The organism is Bradyrhizobium sp. FW305-F6, from assembly GCF_058782905.1.
Genome location: NZ_JBYSYD010000002.1, coordinates 1,646,252 through 1,660,345, shown reverse-complemented (window position 1 = coordinate 1,660,345; position 14,094 = coordinate 1,646,252). Strand labels below are relative to the sequence as shown.

Annotated in this window: 11 protein-coding genes; 6 read left to right on the top strand and 5 right to left on the bottom strand. The window is 66.0% G+C overall.

What is annotated here, in order from left to right:
- The first annotated feature begins 1 nt into the window (after position 1).
- Positions 2-673 (top strand): ligase-associated DNA damage response endonuclease PdeM, encoded by a 672-nt coding sequence (pdeM, locus tag AC3WLX_RS19215; protein WP_492337123.1) that lies wholly within the window; start codon positions 2-4, stop codon positions 671-673.
- Positions 674-790: 117 nt separating this feature from the next.
- Entirely contained in the window at positions 791-1,222 is a 432-nt protein-coding gene (locus AC3WLX_RS19210; RefSeq protein WP_291630796.1) for a hypothetical protein, read from the top strand.
- Between the two features lie 19 nt (positions 1,223-1,241).
- Here the strand turns inward: AC3WLX_RS19210 and AC3WLX_RS19205 are convergent, their stop codons facing one another.
- Together AC3WLX_RS19205 and pyrE are read right to left on the bottom strand one after the other, a co-directional pair.
- On the bottom strand, positions 1,242-2,021 hold the full coding sequence (locus AC3WLX_RS19205) for a DUF2865 domain-containing protein (protein WP_291630799.1): 780 nt from the start codon (positions 2,019-2,021) through the stop codon (positions 1,242-1,244).
- Positions 2,022-2,235: 214 nt separating this feature from the next.
- Positions 2,236-2,799 carry an orotate phosphoribosyltransferase gene (gene pyrE / locus AC3WLX_RS19200; protein ID WP_492337122.1) on the bottom strand — a complete coding sequence of 188 codons (564 nt, stop codon included), beginning with the start codon at positions 2,797-2,799 and terminating at the stop codon, positions 2,236-2,238.
- 176 nt (positions 2,800-2,975) lie between these two features.
- On the opposite strand from pyrE, the gene AC3WLX_RS19195 reads away from it, so the two are divergent.
- Entirely contained in the window at positions 2,976-3,602 is a 627-nt protein-coding gene (locus tag AC3WLX_RS19195; RefSeq protein ID WP_492337121.1) for a glutathione S-transferase family protein, read from the top strand.
- 122 nt (positions 3,603-3,724) lie between these two features.
- Here AC3WLX_RS19195 and AC3WLX_RS19190 read toward each other — a convergent pair whose 3' ends face one another.
- From AC3WLX_RS19190 to AC3WLX_RS19180, 3 genes are all read right to left on the bottom strand, one after another.
- On the bottom strand, positions 3,725-4,360 hold the full coding sequence (locus AC3WLX_RS19190) for a LysE family translocator (RefSeq protein ID WP_492337120.1): 636 nt from the start codon (positions 4,358-4,360) through the stop codon (positions 3,725-3,727).
- Positions 4,361-4,868: 508 nt separating this feature from the next.
- A complete protein-coding gene (gene polA / locus AC3WLX_RS19185) occupies positions 4,869-7,943 on the bottom strand; it encodes a DNA polymerase I (RefSeq protein WP_492337119.1) in 3,075 nt (1,024 codons plus the stop codon).
- Positions 7,944-8,144: 201 nt separating this feature from the next.
- Positions 8,145-9,212: an acyltransferase family protein gene (locus AC3WLX_RS19180; protein ID WP_492337323.1), complete on the bottom strand. Its 1,068-nt coding sequence runs from the start codon at positions 9,210-9,212 to the stop codon at positions 8,145-8,147.
- Between the two features lie 203 nt (positions 9,213-9,415).
- On the opposite strand from AC3WLX_RS19180, the gene AC3WLX_RS19175 reads away from it, so the two are divergent.
- From AC3WLX_RS19175 to AC3WLX_RS19165, 3 genes are all read left to right on the top strand, one after another.
- Positions 9,416-10,732: a UDP-glucose dehydrogenase family protein gene (locus tag AC3WLX_RS19175; RefSeq protein ID WP_291621201.1), complete on the top strand. Its 1,317-nt coding sequence runs from the start codon at positions 9,416-9,418 to the stop codon at positions 10,730-10,732.
- Between the two features lie 118 nt (positions 10,733-10,850).
- Positions 10,851-13,325, top strand: a complete 2,475-nt coding sequence (hrpB, locus tag AC3WLX_RS19170) for an ATP-dependent helicase HrpB (protein ID WP_492337118.1) — start codon at positions 10,851-10,853, stop codon at positions 13,323-13,325.
- A 127-nt stretch (positions 13,326-13,452) separates the two neighbouring features.
- Positions 13,453-13,965 (top strand): TIGR02281 family clan AA aspartic protease, encoded by a 513-nt coding sequence (locus tag AC3WLX_RS19165; RefSeq protein ID WP_291621205.1) that lies wholly within the window; start codon positions 13,453-13,455, stop codon positions 13,963-13,965.
- Positions 13,966-14,094 lie beyond the last annotated feature (129 nt).

Here is a 14,094-nt window from a genome sequence, read left to right as displayed (position 1 = left end):
CATGCGCGTTTCCAGGGTCACGATTAGCGATGTGACCTTCGCGGCGGATCTTTCCGGCGCGCTGTTCTGGGACGAGCAGCGCCTGCTCGTCGTCTCCGACCTGCATTTGGAGAAAGGGTCGAGCTTCGCCGCGCGCGGCGTGCTGCTGCCGCCTTACGATACCATCGCGACGCTCGGCCGGCTCGCTGCTGTCATCTCCCGCCATGATCCGCGAATCGTCATTGCGCTCGGCGACAGTTTTCACGACCGCAGCGCGCATGAGCGCTTGTCGCCGGACGACCGCAATGCCGTCACCGCACTCCAGACCGGCCGCGACTGGATCTGGATCTCGGGCAATCACGATCCCAAGCTGCCGCGCGATCTCGGCGGCACCGTCGCGGACGAAGTCGCGATCGGCCCGATCACCTTCCGCCACGAGCCGACCGGCGCGCACGGCGAGATCGCCGGCCATCTGCACCCGAAGGCGCGTGTCTCGGCCCGCGGCCGCTCGATGGAGCGCCGCTGCTTCGCCTGTGACGGCACGCGCGCCGTGATGCCCGCCTTCGGCGCCTATGCCGGCGGCCTCAGCATCCGCGATGCCGCCTTCACCAGGATCTTTCCGAAGAACGGCTTTGTCGCCCATCTCCTCGGCGATCGCCGCGTCCACGCCATCGCGGCGTCGCGCTGCCTTTGAGGTTCGGTACCTCTCCAGAACAAATTAAGAACACTTTAGCAAGTCTTTGATATATCATTGTGATTCGGCGCGTTGCCGACACAATATCTAGCGTCTGTCAGACTTTGCGAGGACTACATGTCCACCATCGCCTTTGATCAATTTGCCCTCACCCGGATCGCCGATTTCGCGCGCTCGCTGTCGCGGCTGCATCAAGCGGCACTGCGCTACGCCGTCGACGACGACCAGTTCGATCGCGAGTTCAATGCGGTGTGCCAGTCGATCTGGGGCTACACGATCGACGACATCAGCGACGATCTGTTCTCGACCGAGGACCATCTGTTTCTCGACACGCTGGACGAGGCGCATGCGCGCATCTTCGCGGCCGAGCAGGGTTATGACCTCGTTGGCGATCAGGGCATGCTGACCGATTGGTGGGGCTTCTGCTGGATGATCCTGGCCGAGAAGCGCGGTCTCCTGACGCCGGAAAACCGCGCCGCCGCGCGCGCGGCGATCGAGGAGAAATATCTGTCCGCCCCAAACGTGATCGGGGTGATCATCGGGAGGTGACGGCCGGCGGCCGTCATCCCTACTCCAACCCCGCCCGCTTCGCCGGCTTCTGCACCGCCGTCTTCGGTACCGTCACATCCGGTAGCGGCTCGTGCACGATCTCTGCGGCCGGCGCATCGGCCGACACCGTCTCGGCGCGCACCGGTGCCACCTTCATCTCGCCGAGCCGGGCACGAACCTGCGCGGTGAGGCCGGGATAGGAGGCGACCGGGGTGAAATCCGCAGCCTGGTCGTTGCCGACGCGAACGCCGGTATAGGCAACAAGGCCGTCGGTGGTGGCGATCACGTCACCGGCCTTGAGCGAGGAGTCCAGCGCGAGATCGACCGGGGCGAGGCCGGCCGGCTCGCGGCCGTTGCAGGTGCAGTCGGCGCGCAACGCCTTGCGGTAGGCGAACGCGTTTTCGCTGTCGGCGTAGCGCTCGCCGGTCTGCGAATAGGCCCCATCGATCGAGGAGCCGAAATAGACCTTGGTCGCGCTGGCGGGACAGAACGCCTGACACATCTGCGCCGCCGAGACGAGGCCGCGCATCAGCGGAAAATACTTCCCGTCGCAACTGCGCACGCAGAAGGCCGGGCCCGAGCCGCCGGCCGCCGCCGAGCGGGTCGGCGGCACATATTGCGGTGTCGCCGCATTCTGCTGGCCGGTGAAGGGATCGGCATAGGAGTTCGTCTGCTGCGGCACCTCGCGCTGCGGCCGCTGCTGCTGCATTCCGCCGAAGAGGAAATCGAACAGGCCTTCGGCCGAGACAGGGGCAGGGGCCGCGAGCAGCGGGGCTGCCAGACTGGCGGCCACAAGCATCGCGCGACGGCGCGCATGGGACAGGACTGTACGCAACGTTCACTCCACCCGACGCTACTGAACCGGCTGAGACCTCAGGATCTCAGCACATGATTCACCATAAGACCGGATGGTAAATGAGGGTTGAACGCGCGCGGATTTCGCCGTCGTACCTCGGAAGCAGGGCAGCGCCGGGGCCCTCTGCGGCGCGCCCGGGACGCGGGAGCGAGAATCGCTACGACTTCAAGAATTCCGACGCCTTGTACAGGGAGCGGAACGGCAGGTCGGCAGCGCCAAAGGTGTCGGTGGCGCCTTCCTCGCGGTCGACCATGGTCAGCACCAGCACCACATTGGCGCCGGCCTCGCGCACGGATTCCACTGCCTTCATCGCCGAGCCGCCGGTGGTGGTGACGTCCTCGACGATCACGACGCGCTTGCCGGCCAGCGTCTCGCCCTTGGGCAGGCCCTCGATCGCGAGCTTGGCGCCGTGCTCCTTCGGCTTCTTGCGCACGAAGAACGCCGCGATCGGATGGCCCTTAATCCAGGAGATCTGCGCCAGCGCGCCGGCGAGCGGCACCGCGCCCATCTCGAGCCCGCCGATGAAATCGAGCTGGTCGTCCTTCAGCGCCTCGTAGGTGAGCTCGGCAAGCAGCGTCGCGCCCTCGGGGTCGAGCATGGTCGGCTTGAGGTTGAAGTAGAAATCGCTCTTGCGGCCCGATGCGAGCGTCACCTCGCCGCGGCCGAATGAGCGCCGGCGAATGATTTCGAACAGGCGGGCGCGGGAGGCTGATTTCGACACGGCGTTCCCTCGAACAGGGTTTTTGGAGGAAGCGGAATTTATCCGGCACGGCGGCGACATTCCAGAGGGGGCGCTCCCCGTCAACAGGGATCGGCCATCCCGCGGCCGCCGGTTGTGGGGGCGCGACCTTCTGCGCTAGGTGGATGCCCAGATTTCTCAGGGAGGAAGTGCCCAAAATGACCATCGAGCTGCACACCTGGAACACGCCGAACGGCCGCAAGATCTCGGTCGCGCTGGAGGAGATGGGGCTGCCCTACAAGGTGATCCCGGTGAATATCACCAAGGGGGAGCAGATGGCGCCTGAGTTCCTCAAGCTCTCCCCGAACAACAAGATCCCAGCGATTGTCGACCTCGAGGGGCCGGACGGCAAGCCGGTCAGCATCTTCGAATCGGGCGCCATCCTGCTCTATCTCGGCGAAAAGACCGGCAAATTCCTGCCGAAATCGCTTGGCCAGCGCATCCCTGTCTACGAATGGCTGATGTGGCAGATGGGCGGCTTCGGCCCGATGCCCGGCCAGGTGCACCATTTCATCGCGCTGGAGAACGAGCAGGACCGCGCCTACGGCCTGAAGCGCTACATGGCCGAGACGCGCCGGCTCTATGGCGTGCTCGACCGCCGTCTGGACGGGCGCGACTTCGTTGCCGGCGAGCTCTCGATTGCCGATTTTGCCATCCTGGGCTGGGCCTGGCGTCATCCTCGCCACAAGGTTGATCTGGCCGATTTCCCCAACGTCAAGCGCTGGTACGAGGCGCTGATGGCGCGCCCGGCGGTGAAGCGGGGCATGGAGGCAAAGCTGGATTGACGCTGAGCGTTGTCGTCACCCGCGGAGGCGGGTGACCCAGTACTCCGTGACGCCAGTGATTGAGCCGAGACCCCGCGGGGTACTGGATGCCCCGCCTGCGCGGGGCATGACAGCGTTGCGCCTCACACCTTCTTCGCTTCGACCGCCATCCGCACCGCGAGCCCGGCCAGCACCGTGCCCATCAGCCAGCGTTGCACCAGCATCCAGCTCGGCCGGTTCGCCAGGAACAGCGCGATCGATCCGGCGGCCAGCGCGATCATCGCATTGACGCTGACGCTGATCGCGATCTGGATCGCTCCAAGCACCAGCGACTGTGTCAGCACGCTGCCGGCGGCGGGATCGATGAACTGCGGCAGCAGCGCCAGATACAGCATCGCGATCTTCGGATTGAGCAGGTTGGTGATGAAGCCCATCGCGAACAATTTGCGCGGGCTGTCGACTGCGAGCTTCCTGACCTGGAACGGTGAGCGACCTCCCGGCTTCACCGCCTGCCAGGCCAGCCAGAGCAAATAGGCGGCGCCCGCAAAGCGCAGCGCGTCATAGGCAAAGGGAATGGCCAGCAGCAGCGCCGTGATGCCAAACGCCGCGCACAGCATGTAGAACACGAAGCCGAGCGCGACGCCGCCGAGCGAGACGATGCCCGCCGCGGGCCCTTGCGTGATCGAGCGCGAGATCAGGTAGATCATGTTCGGTCCCGGCGTGAGCACGAGGCCGAGGCTGACGAGGGCGAAGCCGAGCAGGGCGGAGGTGTGGGGCATGGGCGAACCGGTGCGGGGGACGGCACGGTTCTAATATGCAAGGTCTTGCCGGGCCATCGCGCAATTGCTCGGAGGACAATCGGGTGTGGTGGTGCGTCGAGCTCGGTGCGCCCCCTCGCCCGTTCTTACGGGGCCGCGACGAGCTGCGCTCGCGCCGAGAGTGTGGGGGTGAGGGGCTCTCTCCACACGTGAGATGATGGTGAGACCTGTACCCCCTCACCCGGATCGCAAGGGCGATCCGACCTCTCCCCGTGTTCAGACCGCAGGCGGCAGGGCAATCGCATATGGGAGTGATCTCGCCTGTGGCCATCCTTCGAGACGCCCGCCGTTGGCGGGCCCTCAGGATGAGGACCGCATGCGTTTCGCTGGTTTCAACGGCACCGGTGCTGCTTAGCCTCACCCTGAGGGACCGCGAAGCGGTCGTCTCGAAGGGCGAGGCGCGTGCTCAGGTCTTTCGAAAAACCATATGCGGTTGCCCTGCCGCTTGCGGGGAGAGATGAAGAAAAGATCAATGCGCCTCGTCCCAATTGTTGGCCGCGCGCGCGTCCACATGCAGCGGCACTGACAGCAGCACGGCCGGGAATGGCGCGTCCTGCATCACGCGCTGCACGACCGGGAGCGTCGCCTCGACCTCGGCGTCCGGCACCTCGAAGATCAATTCGTCATGCACCTGCAGGAGCATCTGCGCCGACAGCTTCTTCTCGGCGAGCGCCTCCTCCACGCGCGTCATGGCGCGGCGGATGATGTCGGCAGCGGTGCCCTGGAGCCGCGCGTTGATCGCGGCGCGCTCGTTGAAGGCGCGGACCGAGGCGTTCGAGGCCTTGATGTCGGGGTAGTGGCACTTGCGGCCGAACAGCGTGGTGACGTAGCCGTGGCTGCGGCAGAAGTCGCGCGTTTCGTCCATGTAGGCGCGGATGCCGGGAAAGCGCTCGAAATATTTCTTGATGTAGGCCGAGGCCTCCTCGCGCGCGATGCCGAGCTGGTTGGCGAGGCCGAACGCCGAGATGCCGTAGATGATGCCGAAATTGATCGCCTTGGCGCGGCGGCGGATCTCGCTCGGCATGCCCTTGATCGGCACGCCGAACATTTCCGATGCCGTCATGGCGTGAATGTCGAGCCCGTCGCGGAACGCCTGCTTCAGCACGGGGATGTCGGCGATCTCGGCGAGCAGCCGCAGCTCGATCTGCGAATAGTCGGCCGACACCAGCTTGTGCCCGGGCGTGGCGATGAAGGCGCGGCGGATCTTGCGGCCGTCCTCGGTACGAACAGGGATGTTCTGAAGGTTCGGCTCGTTCGATGACAACCGCCCAGTGGTGGTTGCGGCCAGCGCGTAGGTGGTGTGGACGCGATGTGTCTGCGGATTGACATAGGTCGGCAGCGCGTCGGTGTAGGTCGACTTCAGCTTCGAGACCTGGCGCCACTCCAGAATCTTGCGCGGGAAATCGTGGCCCTGTTCGGCGAGGTCGTCGAGCACCTGGGCGGTGGTCGACCATGCGCCGGTCTTGGTCTTGGTGCCGCCGGATAGTCCCATCTTGCCGAACAGGATATCGCCGATCTGCTTGGGGCTGCCGACATTGACGGGCTCGCCCGCGAGTTCCTGAATCTCCGCCTCGACGCGGGCTGCGGTCTGGGCGAAGTCCCCGGAGAGGCGTGACAGCACCTGACGGTCGATCGAGATGCCGCGGCGCTCCATGCGCGCGAGCACGGAGACCAGCGGCCGTTCCAGCGTCTCGTAGACCGCGGTCATGTGCTCGGCGACCAGGCGCGGCTTCAGCACGCGCCAGACGCGCAAGGCGACGTCGACGGCTTCCGCCGACAGCGGCGCGGCCTTGTCGATCGGCACCTGGTCGAAGGTGATCTTGCCCTTGCCGCTGCCGAGCAGTTCGCCCTCCTTCAGCATGGCATGGCCGAACCAACGCTCGGACAGCTGCTCCAGCGCATGCGAGCCGCGGCCGGCATCGAGCACGTAGGAGATCAGCAGCGCATCGTCGATGTTGCGCAGCGTGATGCCGTGCTGCGCCAGCATCACGGCGGTGAACTTGACGTCGAAGCCGATCTTGAGGATGCCGGCCGATTCCAGCACCGGCCGCAGGGCTTCGATGGCATCCGCGTGCTTGACTTGATCGGGCGCGAGGCCTGCATCGAACAGGCCTGCTCCGCCGCCGGATTGCTTGTGCGCCAGCGGCAGGTAGCAGGCATCGTTCGGCGCCAGCGCCAGGGCGATGCCGCAGAGATCGGCCTGCATCGGATCGATCGAATTGGCCTTGATGCCGATCGCGACATGGCCGGTATCGTGGATGCGCGCGATGAAGGCGTTAAGCTCCTTCAGCGACTTGATCGTCTGGTACTTGGCTCGGTCGACCGGTAGCTTGCGCAGCGCCTCTTCCCGCGCGGCGGCAAGCGAGACCGGCGCGCCCTTCGGGCTCGCGGCCTTGTCTTCCTTGCCGGCCGATCTGTTGGGCTGGTTCGGCCGGGCTTGCACCGGCGCGTCGGCGCCCGGCGCGGGCACGACGTCCGAGGGCGGCAGCGGCGTGAACACGCTGGCTCCACTGGCATAGCCGGGGTCGGCATCGACGTTCGCGGGATCGATCTGCGCATATTCGGCGACGCGCCGCGTCAGCGTCGTGAATTCCATCGCCTTCAGGAAGGCGATCAGCTTGCGCGCATCGGGCTCGTGCACCGCGAGGTCGTCGAGCGGTACCTCGAGGTCGACCTTGTCGTCGAGCAGCACCAATTGCCGGGAAATGCGCGCCTTTTCGGCATTCTCGAGCAGCGCCTCGCGGCGCTTCGGTTGCTTGATCTCGCCGGCCCGGAACAGCAGCTGGTCGAGATCGCCATACTCGGTGATCAACTGCGCCGCGGTCTTGATGCCGATGCCGGGTACGCCGGGCACGTTGTCGGTGGAATCGCCCGCGAGGGCCTGCACCTCGACCACCTTGTTCGGCGGCACGCCGAACTTCTCGATCACCTCGGGGATGCCGATGCGGCGATCCTTCATGGTGTCGTACATGGTGACGCAGTCGGTGACGAGCTGCATCAAATCCTTGTCGGAAGACACGATGGTGGCGCTGGCGCCGCGCTCGCAGGCTTGCCGCACATAGGTCGCGATGAGATCGTCGGCCTCGAAGCCGACCTGTTCCAGGCAGGGCAGGTCGAAGGCGCGCACGGCTTCGCGGATCAACGCGAATTGCGGGATGAGATCATCCGGCGCCGGCGGCCGGTGCGCCTTGTAGTCGGGATAGATCTTGTTGCGGAAGGTGATTTCCGACTTGTCGAAGATGATGGCCAGATGCGTCGGCCGGTTGTCCTCAGGCATCTCACGGAGCAGCTTCCACAGCATGTTGCAGAAGCCGAGCACCGCATTGACCTGGAGCCCGTCGGATTTGCGGTTCAACGGTGGCAGCGCGTGATAGGCGCGGAAGATGTAGGAGGAACCGTCGACCAGGAAGACGTGGTCGCCCTTGCCGGCCGCCCGCGCCGCGACCGGTTTGGCAGCAGCTGTCGCGGCGGGCTTGGTATCGGCAGCTTTCGGCGCGGCCTTGGTGTCAGCTTTGGCGGTGGTCTTCTGCGATGTCTTGGGCATGGACCGCAATGTATGAATTTTTGCGGATTTTGACAGCCTTCGGAGGTGGATTTTTGGCTTGATGCTGCCGCTATCCCCACCGTCGTTCCCGCACCCTCCGCTGTCATTCCCCGCGAAAGCGGGGAATCCAGTACGCCGCGGCTTCTCGGTTCAATTGCTGGCGCCTCGGCGTACTGGATCGCCCGGTCACCAAGAGTGCGGCTACTCCGCTGCCTGCAACACCGCTCCCGTTTTCCTCGGTGCGATCCAGAACGCGTCGGGCCGTTCGAACAGGAAGCGGGCGTTGAGGCGTAGCGCGGCCTGCCAGATCGCCAGCGCTCCGAGCACGCCGGCGATGGTGACGAGCAACGACACGGTGCCGATGTCGGGGATGACGCCGGTGCGCAGCAGCAGCGTTCGGGTCGCCGCCATAGGCAGGAAGAAGGCGAGATAGATCACGATCGAATGCTCGCCGCAGAAGCGAAGGAAGTTCAGCCACTGCGCGCGCGCGAGCAGCGCGCCGGTCGCGATGATGGCGCAGGCGCCGGCGAAGCCGAGCACGAGCGAGACGATCGCCCACTCGCTGGCGCCCGACGCGACGAGGCCGGCATTGACCAGTGCCCAGGTCGCGAGCGCGGCAAGCGCGAGTGCCGGATGACTGCGCGCCCGATCCGACAGCGCGAACACGTAAGGCGCGAACAGATAGCCCGAATAGAAATAAACGAAGCGCGCACAGAACTCGTCGATGACGGTCCAGCCGGTCGTGATCCGTGCCGTCTCCAGTGCGGCGGCGACGAGCCAGATCGCGAGCGGCGGAGCTTTGCGTGTCAGTTTCGTGACGACGAAGAAGATCGGCAGCAGATAGATGAACCACAGCGTGCCGAACGGCTCGACGAAAGATTCGAGGTACAGCAAGCCGACAGCGCCCCAGCTCGTCTCCGCCGCGAAGGCCGGCGCCTTGAAGCCGAACTGGATTGTCACCCAGACGACATAGAAATAGGCGAAGTGCACCACCTTGCGGTCGAGATAGGTTCGCCAGTCCCGATCGATCACCAGTGACAGGAACAGGCCCGAAATCAGGAAGAAATCCGGCATCCGGAACGGCTTTGCGAAGGCGACGAGCACGTGCATGAATCCGGTCTGCCCAGCGGCAAGCTCGACCCCCAGCACCGAATGCATCATCACGACCATGATGATGCAGATGCCCTTGGCGTAATCGACCCAGTCGACACGTGCGGCAGCTTTGGCGTTAACGCCTCCGCTGACTGGGATTGTGCCTGATGGTGCCATCATGTCTCTTTTCGAGGCGTGTTCCGCCCGTCCTGTGCGGGTGTGGGGCAGTGTGGGGCCTCCACGGTTTCCGACTTCTTTACCGGTTCAAGTCCCGTGCCGCCCTTTTTTCATGCGGACTGTTCCTTCCCCTCGGGAAAATGCTAAACCGCCCCGCGTCGGGGTTTCATTTTCGTTAACCAAATCTAAGACAGGGACTTTTCATGCGTATTGCGATGATCGGCACGGGCTATGTGGGACTGGTGTCCGGCGCCTGCTTTGCGGATTTCGGCCACGACGTCACCTGCGTCGACAAGGACGAGAAAAAGATCGCAGCGCTCCACCGCGGCGAGATTCCGATCTACGAGCCCGGCCTCGACGAGCTGGTTGCGAACAATGTCAGGGCCAAGCGGCTGGACTTCACGACTGATCTGAAGAAGCCGGTCGCCGATGCCGATGCCGTTTTCATCGCGGTCGGCACGCCTTCGCGCCGCGGCGACGGGCATGCCGATCTCTCCTACGTCTACGCCGCTGCGAAGGAGATCGCGCAGTCGCTGCAGGGTTTCACCGTGGTGGTGACGAAGTCGACCGTTCCGGTCGGCACCGGTGACGAGGTCGAGCGCATCATCCGCGAAACCAATCCCAGCGCCGACGTCGTGGTTGCCTCCAACCCCGAATTCCTGCGCGAAGGCGCGGCCATCCGCGACTTCAAGTTCCCTGATCGCATCGTGGTCGGCACTTCCGACGAGCGCGGTCGCAAGGTGATGAGCGACCTCTATCGCCCGCTGTCGCTGAACCAGGCGCCGCTGATGTTCACTGCGCGCCGCACCGCCGAGATGATCAAGTACGCCGCAAACGCGTTCCTCGCGACCAAGATTACCTTCATCAACGAGATCGCCGATCTTTCCGAGAAGGCCGGCGCCAACGTCCAAGAGGTCGCGCGCGGCATCGGCCTCGACAACCGCATCGGCACCAAGTTCCTGCATGCTGGTCCCGGCTTCGGCGGCTCCTGCTTCCCGAAGGACACCAAGGCGCTGATTAAGATCGCGCAGGACTACGACGTCTCCTTGCGCATCGTCGAATCCGTGCTCGCGGTCAACGAGAACCGCAAGCGCGCGATGGCGCGCAAGGTGAGCCAGGCGCTCGGCGGCAATCTGCGAGGCAAGACCGTCGCGGTGCTCGGCCTCACCTTCAAGCCCGACACCGACGACATGCGCGATGCGCCGTCGATCCCGCTGGTCACAGGCCTGATCGACATGGGCGCGAAGGTGAAGGCGTTCGACCCCGTCGGCATGGAGCAGGCCAAGGGCGAGCTGCCTGACATCACCTATTGCGAGGACGCCTATGCCTGCGCGCAGGGCGCGGATGCGCTGGTCATCGTCACCGAATGGGTCCAGTTCCGCGCGCTGGATCTCGACCGGCTGAAGGCAACCATGACGCAGCCGGTCGTCGTCGACTTGCGAAACATCTACCGCCCCGAGGACATGGAAGCCGCGGGCTTCACCTATGAGAGCGTCGGTCGGCCGCCGGTGCAGGGCTGATCGTTCCCAGCTCCACATAAATTCGTCATGGCCGGGCTTGTCCCGGCCATCCACGTCTGTTTTCTGGTCGATGACGTGGATGGCCGGGACAAGCCCGGGCATGACGAGTGGATAGATCTTGCCCCGCAGCTTCGATACGCCCCTCCCGATCGATGCCGTGCTCGACGACCTCTCGCGCACGCTGGAGGCCAGCAATGCCGCCGTTCTGGTGGCGCCGCCCGGCGCCGGCAAGACCACGCGCGTGCCGCTGGCGCTGCTGGACGCGCCCTGGGCCAAGGGCAAGAAGATCATCGTGCTGGAGCCGCGCCGCATCGCTGCGCGTGCCAGCGCCGACCGCATGGCGAAATCCCTGGGTGAGCGCACCGGCGACACCGTCGGCTATCGCGTCCGCTTCGGCTCCAGGATCTCGCGCGCCACACGCATCGAGGTGGTGACCGAAGGCATCTTCACGCGGCAGGTCCTCGACGATCCCGAACTGTCGGGCGTTGCCGCCGTCCTGTTCGACGAATTCCACGAGCGCTCGCTCGATGCCGACATGGGCCTCGCGCTGGCGCGCGATGCGCAAGCGGGTCTGCGCGAGGACCTGCGCATCCTCGTGATGTCGGCGACGCTCGATGGCGCGCGCGTGGCGAGGCTGCTCGGCGATGCGCCCGTCGTCGAGAGCGAGGGCCGCGCCTTTCCGGTCGAGACGCGCTATCTCGGCCGCAAGGCGGATGCGCCGATCGAGCGGCAGATGGCGGATGCGATCGCTTCTGCACTGCGCGCCGACAGCGGCTCGGTGCTCGCCTTCCTGCCGGGTGCCGCCGAAATCCGGCGCACCCAGAACTTCCTCGGCGAGCGCGTGCAGGACGCCTCCGTCGAGATCGTGCCGCTGTTCGGCGCGCTCGATGCCGCCGTGCAGGACCGTGCCATTGCGCCGGCGCCGAAGGGCTCGCGAAAAGTGGTGCTGGCGACCTCGATCGCCGAGACCTCGCTCACCATCGAGGGCGTGCGCATCGTGGTCGATTCCGGCCTTGCCCGCGTGCCGCGCTACGAGCCCGATATCGGGCTGACGCGACTCGAAACCGTGCGCGCCTCGCGCGCGGCGGTGGACCAGCGCCGCGGCCGCGCGGGCCGCACCGAGCCGGGCGTGTGCTACCGGCTCTGGGACGAGCCGCAGACCGCCTCGCTCGCGCCCTACAGCCAGCCGGAAATCCTCAGCGCCGACCTGTCGTCGCTGGTGCTCGATCTCGCCCAATGGGGCGTCAGCGATCCCGCGGCCCTGTCGTTCCTCGATCCGCCGCCTGGACCCGCGTGGAAGGAGGCAAAGAGTCTTCTCACCGAGCTCAACGCGCTCGACGGCGACGGCCGCATCACCGCAGAAGGCAAGAGCCTGCGTGCCCTGGCGCTGCCGCCGCGGCTGGCGCGCATGATCGTGGATTCGCATCGCGCGGGTGAAGGCGAGGCTGCCGCCGAGATCGCCGCCATCATCACCGAGCGCGGCCTCGGCGGCGACAGTGTCGATCTCGAGCATCGGCGCGACCAGTTCCGCCGCGACCGCTCGCCGCGTGCTGCGAGCGCCCGCGACCTCGCGCGGCGCTGGGCCTCGCAGGTGGCGGCCTCGGAGCAGCCCGGTCCGCCGCAGGATCTCTCGACCGGCCTGATGCTCGCTTATGCCTTTCCTGACCGGGTCGCGCGCAACCGGGGCAATGGCAGCTTCGTGCTCGCGAACGGCCGTGGCGCGTCTGTCGAGCAGACCTCCTCGCTCGCCCGCGCGCCCTATATCGCGATCGGCGAGATGACCGGCACCGCGGCGAGCGGACGCGTCCTGCTCGCGGCGCAAATCACGCAGGACGAGATCGAAAGCCATTTCACCGAGCATATCGAGACCGCCGACGAGATCTCGTTCGACCGCGGCGCAATGGCGCTGCGGGCGCGGCGCAAGCGCGTGCTGCATGCGATCACGCTGTCCGAAGCGACCCTCGCCGTGTCGCCATCCGAGGACACCGCGCGCATCCTTGCGGATGGCTTGATCGCGGCGGGACTCGACCGGCTGCCCTGGTCGAAGGCCGCCAAGCAGTGGCGCGACCGTGTCATGTTCCTGCGCAAGGCCGAGGGCGACAGCTGGCCGGATCTGTCCGATGCCGGGTTGATCGCGCGGCGCGACGACTGGCTGGTGCCCGCGCTCTACGACAAGACCGCACTGAAGGACATCTCGGCCGGCGATCTCTCCGACGCGCTGATGGCGCTGTTGCCATGGGAGATGCGCGCGCGGCTCGACCGCGAGGCGCCGACGCATTTCGAGGCGCCGACGGGAAGCGTGCTGGCGATCGACTACGAGGCCGAGCAGGGGCCGACCATCGCGGTGCGGCTGCAGGAATTGTTCGGCCTCAACACCCATCCCTCGATCGCGGCCGGCAAGGTGCCTCTGGTGCTGGAATTGCTGTCGCCGGCGCAGCGTCCGGTGCAGGTGACGCGCGACCTTCCCGGCTTCTGGCGCGGCAGCTACGCCGCCGTGCGCTCCGACCTGCGCGGCCGCTATCCGCGCCATCCCTGGCCCGACGATCCCGCCAGCGCCGTGCCGACAAGGCGGGCGAAGCCGCGCGGAACGTGATAACACGGGCGGCCCGTTAACCATCCGCTCATCCTTTTCGTCAAAATGACATCGGCTCCGGCCTGGCTCCGCTCGCGGACGGGCGTGGCGCGTGGTGAAATCGGGCTTTCGGCCCGGATGTGGTGTGATGCGTAACATAATGATCTTAGCGGCCATCATGATCGGCCTCGGCACCTTCATGGCGCAGATGGCGGACAAGATGAGCTCTGCTTCGGCAACCTCGGCGCCTCGCACCACCGTCGCGGTCGCGACCCCTGCACCGGCGGGTGGTCGCAGCCTCAGCATCCCGCGCGACGGCCGCGGTCATTTCCAGACCGAGGGCCGGATCGACGGCCAGCGCATGGGTTTCATGGTCGATACCGGCGCATCCGTGGTTGCGCTGAACGAGACCTCGGCCGCGCGCTTCGGGCTCCGTCCGTCGCGCAGCGAGTACAATGCGACCGTCACGACCGCCAACGGCACCATCAAGGCCGCGCGCACCCGCATCGCCATGTTGGAGGTCGGCGGCCTCATCGTGCGCGACGTCGATGCCATGGTGCTGCCGGATGCGGCGCTCTCGGAGAACCTCCTCGGCCTCTCCTTCCTGTCCCGCCTGAAGCGTTTCGAGTATTCCAACGGCCAGATGGTGCTGGAGCAATAGGCCGCTCTCATCGGCCCGCACGACCGTCAGATCAGGAAGATATCTTTGTCCTGACCGCCCTCGCGGTAACGTTTCTTCGTTACCAAACTGCCGCAATTATCGGCCATAAGCCTTCATTCCCGCCTTCCG

What these genes read in the sequence shown, in the direction of transcription:
- pdeM (WP_492337123.1), top strand. Translation starts at nt 2, where the DNA reads ATGCGCGTTTCCAGGGTCACGATTAGCGATGTGACCTTCGCGGCGGAT.
- AC3WLX_RS19210 (WP_291630796.1), top strand. Translation starts at nt 791, where the DNA reads ATGTCCACCATCGCCTTTGATCAATTTGCCCTCACCCGGATCGCCGAT.
- AC3WLX_RS19205 (WP_291630799.1), bottom strand. Translation starts at nt 2,021, where the DNA reads ATGCTTGTGGCCGCCAGTCTGGCAGCCCCGCTGCTCGCGGCCCCTGCC.
- AC3WLX_RS19195 (WP_492337121.1), top strand. Translation starts at nt 2,976, where the DNA reads ATGACCATCGAGCTGCACACCTGGAACACGCCGAACGGCCGCAAGATC.
- AC3WLX_RS19190 (WP_492337120.1), bottom strand. Translation starts at nt 4,360, where the DNA reads ATGCCCCACACCTCCGCCCTGCTCGGCTTCGCCCTCGTCAGCCTCGGC.
- polA (WP_492337119.1), bottom strand. Translation starts at nt 7,943, where the DNA reads ATGCCCAAGACATCGCAGAAGACCACCGCCAAAGCTGACACCAAGGCC.
- AC3WLX_RS19180 (WP_492337323.1), bottom strand. Translation starts at nt 9,212, where the DNA reads ATGGCACCATCAGGCACAATCCCAGTCAGCGGAGGCGTTAACGCCAAA.
- AC3WLX_RS19175 (WP_291621201.1), top strand. Translation starts at nt 9,416, where the DNA reads ATGCGTATTGCGATGATCGGCACGGGCTATGTGGGACTGGTGTCCGGC.
- AC3WLX_RS19165 (WP_291621205.1), top strand. Translation starts at nt 13,453, where the DNA reads ATGCGTAACATAATGATCTTAGCGGCCATCATGATCGGCCTCGGCACC.